This is a genomic window from Streptomyces pseudovenezuelae, assembly GCF_029892565.1.
Classification (GTDB): domain Bacteria; phylum Actinomycetota; class Actinomycetes; order Streptomycetales; family Streptomycetaceae; genus Streptomyces; species Streptomyces pseudovenezuelae_A.
Map to the genome: position 1 here is coordinate 19,643 of NZ_JARXVH010000041.1, position 12,296 is coordinate 31,938.

The 12,296-nt window shown below is 69.5% G+C and carries 13 protein-coding genes; all 13 read left to right on the forward strand.

Annotated features, from left to right (window positions below; translation table 11 throughout):
- The first annotated feature begins 432 nt into the window (after window positions 1–432).
- Window positions 433–1,020: a hypothetical protein gene (locus M2283_RS50050; protein ID WP_280883305.1), complete on the forward strand. Its 588-nt coding sequence runs from the start codon at window positions 433–435 to the stop codon at window positions 1,018–1,020.
- The gene (locus M2283_RS50055) at window positions 1,014–1,943 is read left to right on the forward strand and encodes an ATP/GTP-binding protein (protein ID WP_348538993.1); all 930 of its coding nucleotides are present in this window, start codon (window positions 1,014–1,016) and stop codon (window positions 1,941–1,943) included. The genes M2283_RS50050 and M2283_RS50055 overlap by 7 nt, the downstream gene beginning before the upstream one ends.
- An 81-nt stretch (window positions 1,944–2,024) precedes the next feature.
- On the forward strand, window positions 2,025–2,669 hold the full coding sequence (locus M2283_RS50060) for an SAF domain-containing protein (RefSeq protein WP_280883317.1): 645 nt from the start codon (window positions 2,025–2,027) through the stop codon (window positions 2,667–2,669).
- Entirely contained in the window at window positions 2,669–3,496 is an 828-nt protein-coding gene (locus M2283_RS50065; RefSeq protein ID WP_280883306.1) for a hypothetical protein, read from the forward strand. The genes M2283_RS50060 and M2283_RS50065 overlap by 1 nt, the downstream gene beginning before the upstream one ends.
- Before the next feature lie 106 nt (window positions 3,497–3,602).
- On the forward strand, window positions 3,603–4,979 hold the full coding sequence (locus M2283_RS50070) for a CpaF family protein (protein WP_280883307.1): 1,377 nt from the start codon (window positions 3,603–3,605) through the stop codon (window positions 4,977–4,979).
- The gene (locus M2283_RS50075; RefSeq protein ID WP_280883308.1) at window positions 4,976–5,926 is read left to right on the forward strand and encodes a type II secretion system F family protein; all 951 of its coding nucleotides are present in this window, start codon (window positions 4,976–4,978) and stop codon (window positions 5,924–5,926) included. Before M2283_RS50070 ends, M2283_RS50075 begins: the two co-directional genes overlap by 4 nt.
- A complete protein-coding gene (locus tag M2283_RS50080; RefSeq protein WP_280883309.1) occupies window positions 5,923–6,807 on the forward strand; it encodes a type II secretion system F family protein in 885 nt (294 codons plus the stop codon). The genes M2283_RS50075 and M2283_RS50080 overlap by 4 nt, the downstream gene beginning before the upstream one ends.
- 40 nt (window positions 6,808–6,847) lie before the next feature.
- Window positions 6,848–7,063 carry a hypothetical protein gene (locus tag M2283_RS50085; RefSeq protein ID WP_280883310.1) on the forward strand — a complete coding sequence of 72 codons (216 nt, stop codon included), beginning with the start codon at window positions 6,848–6,850 and terminating at the stop codon, window positions 7,061–7,063.
- On the forward strand, window positions 7,063–7,488 hold the full coding sequence (locus tag M2283_RS50090) for a TadE/TadG family type IV pilus assembly protein (protein ID WP_280883311.1): 426 nt from the start codon (window positions 7,063–7,065) through the stop codon (window positions 7,486–7,488). Before M2283_RS50085 ends, M2283_RS50090 begins: the two co-directional genes overlap by 1 nt.
- Window positions 7,489–7,502: 14 nt before the next feature.
- Window positions 7,503–7,946 (forward strand): TadE/TadG family type IV pilus assembly protein, encoded by a 444-nt coding sequence (locus tag M2283_RS50095; RefSeq protein ID WP_280883318.1) that lies wholly within the window; start codon window positions 7,503–7,505, stop codon window positions 7,944–7,946.
- Window positions 7,946–8,398: a TadE/TadG family type IV pilus assembly protein gene (locus M2283_RS50100; protein ID WP_280883312.1), complete on the forward strand. Its 453-nt coding sequence runs from the start codon at window positions 7,946–7,948 to the stop codon at window positions 8,396–8,398. Before M2283_RS50095 ends, M2283_RS50100 begins: the two co-directional genes overlap by 1 nt.
- The gene (locus M2283_RS50105) at window positions 8,398–11,811 is read left to right on the forward strand and encodes a LysM peptidoglycan-binding domain-containing protein (RefSeq protein ID WP_280883313.1); all 3,414 of its coding nucleotides are present in this window, start codon (window positions 8,398–8,400) and stop codon (window positions 11,809–11,811) included. The genes M2283_RS50100 and M2283_RS50105 overlap by 1 nt, the downstream gene beginning before the upstream one ends.
- 185 nt (window positions 11,812–11,996) lie before the next feature.
- The coding region (locus M2283_RS50110; protein WP_280883319.1) for a DUF2637 domain-containing protein at window positions 11,997–12,296 on the forward strand (300 nt) is incomplete at its 3' end.

Genomic DNA, 12,296 nt, shown 5'->3' on the forward strand with positions numbered 1-12,296 from the left:
GGAGCTGAAGGGCGCGGCGGTCAGCTCCGACGCGCGCAGGTTCGGCGAGAGGCAGCAGGTGGCCTCCAAACGCCACAGAGGCCAGCCGCCAGAACCCGCGGGGCTGCGGCCGTGTTCTCCCGGGCGATCAGGTGACGGCCTCAACGGAACCCGGGCGACCGCCCCAGTTCGCGGCCGAAACAAGCGAATTGACGCGAGTACATGTCGCCATCCGGTGCTCAGAGTGACCAGATACGACCCGAGTTGTGCAAGTGAAGTCAAATATCACCATGGGAAGTTGGCTGGCATATGCGTAACGTGGCGGCTACGGAAACGGATCATCACAGGTTCACGTCGTGCGCGGAACCGCAGCACCGCAGGACCCAGGACTGCGGTCGTCACCGCAGCTCGCTCGTCCGGGGAGACAACGTGACACATGAACACCGCAGCCCCATGTCCTTCGCCATTCGCAATCACAACCGGCGCGCGGCGTTGTCGGCTCTGGTACTCGCTGCGCTCGCCATGGCAGCCGGCTGTTCTTCCGGTAACCAGGACACGGCTGCCGCGTCGCCCACCCCGAGTAGTGCCGAGCCCTCCAAAACCGTGTCCGCAGACGAGGCGCAGGCCCGCAAGGACGTCCTCGCTGCCTACCAAGGCATGACGGAGGAGCGCGTTGCTGCGTATGCCAAGGCCTCCCTCGCCGGCAGCCGCATCACCAAGTACGCCACGGGCGCCGCGTTGCGTGATGTGAAGGACGCCGTCTTCGTCAACATGCGAAACGGCATCGTCGTCAAGGGCGAGCCCCAAGTGATCGCGAGCCAGCACGACGTCAGCCTCGGCTCGGGCGGCGGTACCGCCCGACGCGCGACGCTTCGTGTCTGCTTCGACACCAACACCTGGGATCCGGTCGACAAGAAGACTGGCAAAAGCGTAGCGCCGCCCGGCCAAGTCAAGCGCTACACCATTACCGCGCACCTCCAGAAGCAGTCCAGCCAGTGGCGAGTCACTGACGAGAAGGCCGACAAGGAGAGAACATGCTGATTCGACGTGCTGCTGCGAGCGCCGTCGTGGCTGCTCTCGCCATCCTTGCGTTAGGACAGACGGTCGCATACGCAGGCGACGGCAAGGTGGTGTGCGACAAGGCGGGATTCTGCCGCGTCGTTGCAGACGACACCACCACGACACCGGGCAAGAACGGTGACGCCGAGCAGGCCTCGGACGGCAGTTCCGGAAAACCCAAGTGCTACGACAGCAACATGATGGAGAACACCGAGGTCCCCTGCTACCAGAAGGGACTCGGCTACTGGGTCAATGGCAGCAACTGCTACTTCCAGGAAGCCAACCCGCAGCCCCCTGCAGATGATCCCCGGTGGGAAGGCCACGATCCGGCGGACGGGGCCGTCTACGACGCGTACTGCCCCGACAACCCGAACCAGACCAGCCAGTGGTTCGCCCAGCCGCCCAACGGCGGCGCGGCCGTTGACCCCGAGGTCCTGGCTCGGGAGGCCGTCAAGAAGATGCGGTTGCTCGGACCGGACATCGCCAGCCCACGGGCCGGCGGGAGGTACACGGTGGGCGTGCCGATGTGGATGTGGGTGAACCAGAGCGCGACCACTTACGGCCCACAGTCAGCGTCGGCGTCCGCCGGCGGCGTGACCGTCACAGCCACGGCCAAGGTCTCTCGGATCGTCTGGCAGATGGGCGACGGCGCCACCGTGACGTGCCATGGACCCGGCACGGTCTATCGGGCCTCCGCTGGCATGGCGGACTCCCCCACCTGCGGCCACATGTACGCCAAGACGTCGGCTGCTGCCGCTGGCGGCAAGTACAAGCTGACCGCCACTTCGACCTGGACGATCGATTGGGAGGTCACTGCCGGTGGAGGCGGGCAGACCGGCCAGCTCGCCCAGACTCAGCAGTCCCAGATGCAGGTGGCGATCGGCGAAGTCCAGGTCGTCAGGTAACGCCGCCGAAAGGACAGAGAGTTGAGCAGGACGAAAGAACGTGTGGACGCATCCCCGAACGGATTACCCCAGCAGGGCCGTGTGGCCGGTCCGGTCGCCCCACCCCGGGTGTCGGCGCGCAGGCGGCGACCAGGTGTCATCGCCCTGTCGCTGGCCCTGATCGCCGCCGGTGGCGCCGGAGTTGCCGTCCTGCTCCTACAGGTCGGCAACCGCACCGAGGTGGTGACCGTGGTGCGCGACGTCCAGGTCGGCCAGGTTCTCACCGAGGACGACCTGGGCAAGGCGTCCGTCGCCCTGGACCCAGCCGTCAAGGCCGTTCGCGCCGACAACCTCACGTCGGTGGTGGGCAAACGGGCCGCCGTGGAGCTCAAGCCCGGCTCCCTGCTAGCGCCCTCGCAGCTGACGAAGGACAACCTGGTGAAGGCCGGCGAACAGCTCGTGCCGATCGGGTTGAAGCCGGAGCAGGTGCCGGCCACGGCGCTGGTGCCGGGACAGAGGGTGGAGTTGGTGCACGTCCCGGCTCAGGGCGCAGCGGACAGTGGCAAGGCGTCCGATATCTCGCCGGAGACGATCGAGGGTCGGGTCGTGAAGGCCTCCAGTGCTGCTCCCGGTACCGGGATCGTTGTCGTCGACGTCGCCACCACCGCGCAAGAGGGACCGACGGCTGCCGCGTGGGTGTCGGCCGGCACCCTGCGCCTGGTCCTTGCCGCTCCGGACGGTGAGTGATGGCGGTGATCGCGCTCGCAGGGTGCAGTGGGGCGCCCGGCGTGACCACGACCGCTCTCGCGCTGCTGCTGTCGTGGCCGCTGGAGCCAGGCCGGCGGATGGTTCTTGCCGAATGCGACCCCGACGGCGGGGCGGTGCTGCACGGGCTTCTCCAGGGCACGCTGGGCGACCGGTACGGGCTGCGGAACCTCAGTGTTGCTGCCCGTCAGGGCGAGCTCGGCGATGCCTTCTGGCGTCAGCTGATCGATCTGGGCAGCGAGGAGGGCGTGAAGGACCCGTCCCGCGATCGGCTCCTGTTGCCGGGCATCACTGATCCCGTGCAGTCGGCAAGCCTGGGATCGGTGTGGAAGGCGCTGGGTGTCATCTTCCGCGGCATCGAGGCCGAGCACGGCCACGATGTCCTGATCGATCTCGGCCGCCGGGGGGCGTTTGGCCCGTCTGGTGTCCTGGCCGAGCAGGCCGATGCCGTGATCGTGGTCGTGCGCAACACCCTGCGCTGTCTTCAGGCGGCCGAGGCCCGGGTGCGCGCGCTGGAGGAACGGGTCGGTGACGTGGGCGTGCTGTTGATCGACGCGGGCCCGTATCCCGCGGGCGAGGTGCAGCGCGTTCTGCGGGTCCCGGTGGTGGCGACCTTGCCGTACGCGCCCGACGATGCCCGTGTGCTGTCGGACGGTGCCGAACAGCCGCGCCGTTTCACCAGGTCGGCGCTGATGAAGGCGGCCCGCACGAGCAGCACCCTGCTCGTGCAGCGGGCCGCGATGCGCCGGGCCCGCCTCGATCCGCACAGCACGTTTACCGCAGGCCGGGAGGTGACCCGTGCGCGGTAGGCCCCTGCACAACAATCCCCTCGTGTCTGCGCCGTCCGGCGGCCCCCCACCGGCTTTGCCCCGGCGGGCGAATGGCACACGTGCCGGCGCTGCCTCAAGTGCGCACGTGCTCGGCACCGTCACGCCGCAGGTCACCGTCGACTACAAGGTCGCCCGGCACATCGCCAGTCAGGTCGCCAAGCAGCGCGAGGAGTTGCTGAAGACGACGCCTGATATGGACCGGGCCAGTGAGGAACAGCGTTGCCTGGAATGGATCAACGAGGCGGTCGCGCTGTGGTCGGACGCAGCTGCCATGGCGCCGCAGGAAGACGAGGCGCTGCGGCGTGCCGTCTATGACCTGCTCTTTCGGGCCGGCAGGTTGCAGCCGTATCTGGACGATGAGCGGGTCGAGGACATCATCATCCAGGGCCCGGGTGAGGTGTGGCTCGACTACGGCGACGGCGAACGCCGCATGGTCGGGCCGATCGCCGACTCGGAGGAGGAACTGCTGGAACTGTTGCGGGAGTTGGCCCGTGGTTCGGGGCACAGTGAGCGCACCATCTCCACCGCGAACCCCACCCTCGCACTGTCCCTGCAGGACGGTTCCCGTCTCCAGGCCATCACGGGGCTGGGTCCGATGACCTATGCGGTCATCCGCCGGCACCGGGTCTCCCACGCGGATCTCGACGATCTCGTCCGGTTAGGCACCATCGACCCGATCCTGCGGTCGTTCCTCGGCGCCGCTGTACGCGCCGAGAAGAACATCATGATTGCGGGAAAGCAGAAGGCCGGGAAAACGACCTTGATGCGGGCCATGCTCAAGGAGTTCGACCCCGAGTGCCGGTTCGCGACGATCCAGACCGAGGACGAGCTGTTCGCCCATCAAAACGGCTACCACCGGCAGGTCGTCTCCCTCATTGGGCGTGAGTCCAACGGCGAGAAGGACGTCACCGGGCGTGGCGCCGGCGAGGTCACGCTGCTGGACTTGATGCATCCCGCTTTGCGGATGTCGCTGGAGCGGATCGTGGTCGGTGAGGTCCGCGGGCCGGAAGTCGTCGCCATGATGCAGGCGCTGACGAACGGCTCGGGCGGCAACCTGTGCACCATCCACGCCCGTCGCCCGGACATCATCTTCGACCGGATCGCCGAGCTGTACGCCCTCGCCCAGGACAACCTGTCCGAGCAGCTCGCCTACCGGCAGACCGCCAACGGCCTCGACTTCATCGTGTACGTCGACATGACGGACGAGACCCAGATCGGCGGCCGCCGCCACCGCTACGTCTCCCACATCCTGGAGCTGACCGGGATCGGCGAGAGCGGCCGGCCCGCCACCAACACTGTCTTCTCCCCCGGTTCCGAGTTCGGTGATCTACGGGCCGTTCCCCGTATGGACCCAGGCTGCATCGACGACCTGCGGCGCGTCGGCTTCGACTCCTCACTTCTGCAGCAGCCCTACGGGGCCTGGCAGGCGCCGCTGCCGCTGATGGTGGGGGCGGGCCGATGACCCTGCTCTTCGGGTTGCTGTGCGGTATGGCCCTGGTCGGCGGGCTGATCGGTGTCGTGGCAGGTGCGGTGGGTACGACGGCGCCGCGCCGGGCGCCGCTGCGGCAACGGTGGCAGGCCCTGCGCACCAGAAAGGAGCAGAGCGAGGATCTCCGGCTGCGCCGGCGGACGCTGGCGGCCGTTGCGCTCGTGGTCTTCGTGGCCGTGTGGCTGGTCTCGGGGAACTTCGTGGGCGGCGCGCTGCTCGGCGCGGCCGTCATCGGTGTTCCCTGGCTGACGGCCTCGGCCCAGATGGCACAGGACCGCATCGGCCAACTGGAGGCGCTGAGTGAGTGGACCCAGCGTCTGGCCGGTCTGCTGCGGCTGGGCATGGGCCTGGAACAGGCGATGGTCACCAGCCGCCGAGGCGCGCCGGACGAACTCGCCCCGCAGATCATCAACCTGTCCGACCGGCTACGCCTGGGCTGGCGTCCGGAGTTGGCGCTGCGTGCCTTCGGCGATGAGCTGAACGACATCACCTCGGACAAGGCCATTGCCGCGCTCCTTTTGTCCGTCAACGATCGCGGGCCTGGCCTGGCCCAGGCGCTGGAGGACTTGGCGGGCACGGTCCGTCAGGACGTCGCGGGGAAGCGGGGCATCGAGGCAGACCGGGCCAAGTCGCGTACCACGGTGCGGTGGATGACCATCATCACCGTCGCGGTCGTGGTGGCGGGATTCTTCGTGCCGTCCTACACCAAGCCCTACGCCACGCTGCTGGGACAACTGGTTCTTGCCCTTATCGCGGCCGGGTTCATCGGCGTGCTCGCCCTGATGCGCCAGCTCGGCCTGTTCCGCCGAATCCCGCGCTTCCTGGTCACCGATCCGACCAGCACCGTCCGGCTGCCCGCCCCCGCTGCCGAGGTGGACGCGCCGGTCATCGGCCGTGAGCCACAGGGAGTCCCCTCGTGAACCTTCTTCCCGTCGTACTGGCCGGTGGCACGGTCGGCGCCGGCATCGCCTTGCTGGTGCGGGAACTCCTGCGTCCGCAGCCCGCGTTGGGACCAGCTCTCGCACGCAGCGCCCCGGCCGCCTTGGTGCTTCCCGAGCCGGAGTTGGACCGCGAGGAGGTGTGGGGCCGGTGGCTGCTGGCCCGCCTCGAGCGCCTGCCCGGTGTGCGGATCCCCACCACAAACCTGGTCCTGCTCGGGCAGGGGCCGGGCCAGTTCATGCTGAAGAAGACCGCCCTGGCCGCCCTGGGCCTGCTCTGCCCGGTCATCGCGACCATCCCGTGGATCATCGCGGGCGTCTCCCTGCCGTTCTACGTGCCCGCCGGTGCCGGACTCCTCATCGCGGGCCTGTTGTTCATCACCCCGGATCTCGCGGTGCGGGACCAGGCCAAGCGGGCTCGGGAGGAGTTCGCGCACGCCCTGTCCGCCTACCTCGACCTGGTCGCACTCAAGCGGGCAGCTGATGCCGGCCCTGCCGAGGCGCTGGAGAAGGCTGCTGAAGTCGGTGAGGGCTGGCCCTTCGTCTACCTGCAGGGCGCGCTGCGCCGGGCACGGATGGAGAAGATCCCGCCGTATCAGGCGCTCACCGAACTCGCCGCCGAGTACGACCTGCCGGTCCTGGAGGACATCGCCGACATCATGCGCGGCTCGGCCACCGACGGCGCGGCTGTCTACAAGGCGCTGCGGGCCCGGAGCGCCGCGCTCAACGCGGAACTGCTGGCCGATCAGGCCGCGGAGGCGAACACCGCCAGCGAGAAAATGACCGCCCCCGGCGCCTTGTTGGCCGTGCTGGTGATGCTGCTGATGGCGTTCCCCGCGGTGATCCGCATGCTGACCGTCTGACACCCACCGACTCGTACAACGCTGAAGAGAGGCACCGAGCATGAGGTACACCGCAGCCCGCACACGCCAAGCCGTGATCCGGCTGACCACGCGTGTGCAGGAGGGCCTGGAGGAGGCCGCCCGCCGGCCGGACCGCGGCGACATCAGCACCACCACGGTCATCATCTGGGTGGCCGCTGTCACCGGCGCTCTACTCATTGCAGGCACCATCGCGGTCGTGATCGCCAGGTACAACCTCAAACTCAGCGGCCTGTGATGTCGTCTTCGCAGCGGCTGAAGGAGTGGTGGCAGGGGCGCCGGTGGCGCGATGACCGCGGTGACGCCTCCGTCCAGATGGCGATCATCTTCCCGTTCGCGCTGCTCGCGACGGTGGCCGTGATCCAGGCGTCCCTGTGGTACTACGCCCGGCAGATCGCCCTGACCGCAGCCCGCGAGGGCGCCACCGCCGCCAGCGCCTACCACTCCACCCCGGCCGACGGCGCGGTCCAGGCGCGGGACGTCCTCGGGCGTACCGCGGGAGACAGCCTGCGCAGTTACAGCGTCTCCGCCAGCAGCGACGGACAGCGTGTACGCATCCGGGTCTCCGGCACCGCCATCTCGATGATCCCAGGTGTTTCGGGCCTGCAGATCACCCAGTCGGCGTCCGGTCCGGTGGAGCGCTGGTCCGTACCAGGAGGGTGAACCACGTGCGATCCATGGCCCGTTGGGCTCGCAGAGTCCGCAGCGATGAGGGCAGCGCCGCGATCGAGGCGGCGATCGTCCTGCCCGCCCTGATCATGTTCTTGTGCATGGCGATCGCCGGCGGACGGCTTGTCACCTCCGGAGCAAAGATCGACTCGGCGGCTGAGGACGCGGCGAGAGAAGCGTCCATCCACCGGACGGCAGCAGCCGCCCAGAGCGCTGCGCAGTCTGCGGCCGCTGAGTCTCTGGACGATCAGGGCATCGAGTGCGCGTCGACAACGGTCAGCATCAACACGGGCGGTCTCAGCGTGCCGGTCGGGCAGGTCGGCACCGTCAGCGTGACCGTGACCTGCACGGTCAATCTGGCAGACCTTCTGCTTCCGGGGGTGCCGGGAGCCAAGACCCTGACGTCGACGGCGACCTCGGTAGTGGACCAGTACCGCCAGCGGGAGGATTGATGATCTTCCGTCGGATGTGCCTGGGCCGAACGCGTCTGGACGACCGGGGAGGCGTCACCGTATTTGTCGCCGTGTGCGTCATCGCGCTGATCGGGATCATCGGCGTCGCCGTCGACGGCGGCAGCAAGATGCGCGCCACGGAACGCGCCGATTACATCGCCGGCGAAGCCGCCCGGGCCGGCGGGCAGGCCATCGATCCCGCCGACGCGATCAGCGGGAGAGCGATCGTCGTAGACCCACAGGACGCGGCCGCCGCCGCCCAGGCCTACCTGCGCTCCGCCGCGGCCACCGGCACGGTCACCGTGAGCGGCGACAACAAGACCCTCACCGTCACGACCACCAGCACGTACGCCACCAAGTTCCTGTCGGTGGTGGGGATCGGCTCTCTGTCGGTGACCGGCCACGGCAAGGCCACCCTCCTGCATGGCGTCACCGCCCCCGAAGGAAACTGATGCGCACCACTCCCTCCCCCGCCGCACCCGCCGGCCGCGCCCCGGCGCGGGTTCTCAAGGCCGTGCTGAGCCTGCTCGTCCTGGCGGTCGCGGTCGCCGGGCTGCCGCTGCTGCTGGCCTGGGCCACCCCGGTCATCTGGGCCGCCACCCACGACGACCTCCCGCACCTGCTGGACCGTCAGGACACCGGCAGCGTGTTCCTGCTGCTGCTCGTCGCGATGGGCTGGATCGGCTGGTTGCAGTTCACGTTCTGCGCCGTACGGGAGCTGATCGCACAGGTGCGCGGGGCTACCTGGCATGCGCCACGCGGGATGGGCGCCTCGCAGCGCGCCGCGGCTCTCCTGATCGGCAGCATCCTCGTACTGCTGCCTACCAGTTCGGCGCTGGCCTCCGACGCCCATGCCGCCCCGGCCACCACGGCGGCCCGCGTCCCCGGGCAGGCCCAGGCACCGCAGGCCACCGAGGTTGAGCAGGCCCAGACGCCCGCGGCGAGCACACCGACGTCCCGCACGACGTACGCGGTGCGCGAGACGCGGCCCGCGGAAAGCCTGTGGGGCATCGCCGAGAAGGAGTTGGGCGACGGCGAGCGGTGGCGGGAGATCGCCGACCTGAACGAGGGCCGAACCATGCCCGACGGCCAGGTCTTCCGCGCGAACAGCTTCCTCCAGCCGGGCTGGCGGCTGCAGATGCCCCAGAGCGGCATCCCGGATGGTGGTGGCCATACCCAGTGGGCAGACAGCGCACCCGCCGCGACCGGGGAGAGCGAGCACGTCGTCACCGTGCACTCGGGCGACTACCTGTCGAAGATCGCGGAGAGGGAGCTCGGCGACGGCAACCAGTGGCCGCAGCTTTTCGAGGCGAGCAAGGGCCAACCGCAGCCGCACGGCCTGCCAGAGATCACCGACCCCGACGTCGTCTACGAGGGGCAGCAAGTCACCGTGCCGGGAACCGCGACCGGCCAGCCGAACCAAGACCCGGGCCAAGGTGAGGAGTCGGGCCGCCAGGAGATCACTCCCCCGGCCCCCGACACCGCCGACGGCACGCAGAAGCCGGGCGATGACAGCGGGGATGCACAGGCACCTGTGCCCAGCCAGAGCACTGCGCCCGCGCCGTCGGCCCCCAGCGCACCGTCAAGTCGCCCGGCCGAAGGACCCGGACAGGAGCAGGTCTCCCCGTCCGCACCCGCGTCCGTGACACCCGACCCCAGCGCCAGCACTCCGGCTTCGACCGCGACCCCATCGGCGACGGCGCCCCAGTCGCCAGCCCCTGCGGACGGTCCGCCCTCCCTGCGCACGGTGGCGGGTGCAGGTGCGCTGCTGGCCGCCGCCATCACCGGTGCTCTCGCGATGCGCCGGATGCTGCAGCGACGCCGCCGCAAGCCCGGTGAGAAGATCGCCATCGCGGCGCAGACCTCCCTGGCCGAGGCCCAGTTGGCGGCGGCAGCAGAGCCGGGCGGCGCCACGCGCCTGGATGTGGCCCTACGGACCATGGCCCACCAGGCTGCTCAACAGGAGGACACCCCGGTCCTGCCTGGTGTGCGGGCCGCGCGGATCGGTGCCCGCACGCTCGAGGTGCTGCCCGAGGACCTGGCCCAGCAGGCGCAGACGCCCTTCGTCGCGGGGAAGGCCGGCTGGTGGATCCTGCCCGCCGACGCGGTCCTGCTGGACGAGAAGGCCGCCCGCGACGTGGCCGCGCCCTATCCGGGGCTGGTCACCATCGGCAGCACCGAAGGAGGTGACCTTCTGCTGCTCAACCTTGCCCGGATGCCCGCCCTTGTCCTGGACGGCAATCCGGTCCACATCACGGAGGTGTGCACCTCCCTTGCCCTGGAACTTGGGATGAGTCCGTGGTCGGCCGAAGTGCAAGTCGTGACCGTGGGATTCGGTGAGGACCTGCCGCAGCTGCTGCCCACTGCGCGGATCGCCCACATGCGCCAGCCTGTGCACGCGCTGCGCGACTTGAGCGAACGGCTGCTGGAGGCACACCAGATACCCGAAACCCGGCATCAGCCATACCTGCTGCTGTGCGCATCGTCGCTGGACCCGGACACCGCTTGGGAGTTCGCCGACGTCATCGACAAAGCCGGAGCAGTTCCCGTCACTCTGGTCGCCCCGGCCAGCACAGCCGCCGCGCACTTCCCGCAAGCGGAGATCCTCAACGCTTCGGTCAGCGACCCGCAGCCGCTCGAGTCCGCCGGCACCCACATCACCGTGCAGCGCCTGGAGCACGCCGCCTACCTCCAGATCACTACCGCCCTGCAGATGTCCGCCCAGCCGGCACACCCCGCACAGGGCCCGTGGCAGGGCATCCCAGAAGAACCCGATAACCAGCGGGAACCCGCGCCGGAGGAACACGCCAACGCCGCGCCCCACGCGGACACGGCCTCTTCCCCCGCCCCGGAAGCACACCCTGGCGGCGATGTCTTCCCCGCCCTGCTCGCCGCCACCACGGACCCGTCCGGACTCCGTCTTCTCTCCCCCGCCGCCACATCGCCCCTGCGCGAGGATGAAACCGGCCCTGACACCGACGGAGCGACACCTCCCCTCCCGGTCTTCCCTGCTGCCGCCTCCGCCCCCACGGAAGGCGCTGTGCAGGAGGCCGACCCTGAACCTGCCGCCGTAGTGTCCGCAGGGCCGGAGGCAGAAGAGTGCGAAGCGCATGACCTGCGTGCGCCGGAGATCCGGGTGCTGGGCCCGCTCGAGGTGGATGGTGTGCACAGCACCGGCCACGGCCCGCGGATGACGCAACTCGCAGCCCTGCTGTACTTCCGGCCCGGGCGGGGCGCCGACGCCCTGTGCGCCGACATGGATCCGGTCAGCCCGTGGTCGACGAGCACCCTCAACGCGCGCATGCAGGGCCTGCGCAGCTGTCTGGGCACCGACCCGGCCGGCAGCCCCTACGTGCCCCGCCGCAAAACGGGCGAGGACCCCTACCGGCTCGCGGCCGGTGTGCGCTGTGACTGGACCCGCTTCCTGCACCTCGTCGAACCCGCGCTGCCCCAAGGACCAGCCGGCGTGAGCGACCTGGAAAAGGCCCTCACTCTGGTGCGGGGCAAGCCGTTCGGCGGCCGGCCACTGCCGTGGGCTGAGCCCCACCAGCAGGAAATGACCACCAGGATCATCGACGTCGCGCACGCTGTGGCCACCTACCGCACGCCCGCAGGCCCCCACCACGACCTCAACGCTGCCCGCCGGGCCATCACGACCGGACTCGACGCCGACGACACAGCCGAACTCCTCTACCGGGACTGGATGCGGCTGGAAGCCGCCCGCGGCAACCGCTCCGGCCTGCACACCGCCATCACCCGCATCCAACAAGTCAACCGGGCCCTGGACTGCTCCCTGGAACCCGAAACCGAACAACTCATCACCGCTCTGCTCCACGCATCCCGCCCAGGACCGGGGCAGGCCTGATGTCCACCACCACCCACCCCGGCCACCCCGGCCAGCGGGAAGCGACGCCAGGAGCCGGAGCAGTACCGGCACAGGCAGCCCGAACAGCACCGGTACCGGTGCCAGGAGCCGGATCCAGTCGGGCCGCAACTACCACACCAACCCGACACCCGGCTGACGGGAAGCCGGCCCCCGGTCTCGGAGGCATTCAGCGATTACTGATCGGCGTGGTCACGTGCGGCGCCGTGATCATCGCCGGCATCGGCTTCGCTGGTTCCTACGCGGCCATCCGCGAGTTGGCACTCAAGAAGGGCTTCGGCACCTTCGCGTACGTGTTCCCGATCGGCATCGACGCGGGCATCTGCGTCCTGCTCGCCCTTGATCTCCTGCTGACCTGGATCCGCATACCCCTCCCGCTGCTGCGCCAGACGGCGTGGATGCTGACGGTGGCCACGATCGCCTTCAACGGCGCGGCGGCCTGGCCCGACCCGCTGGGCGTGGGCATG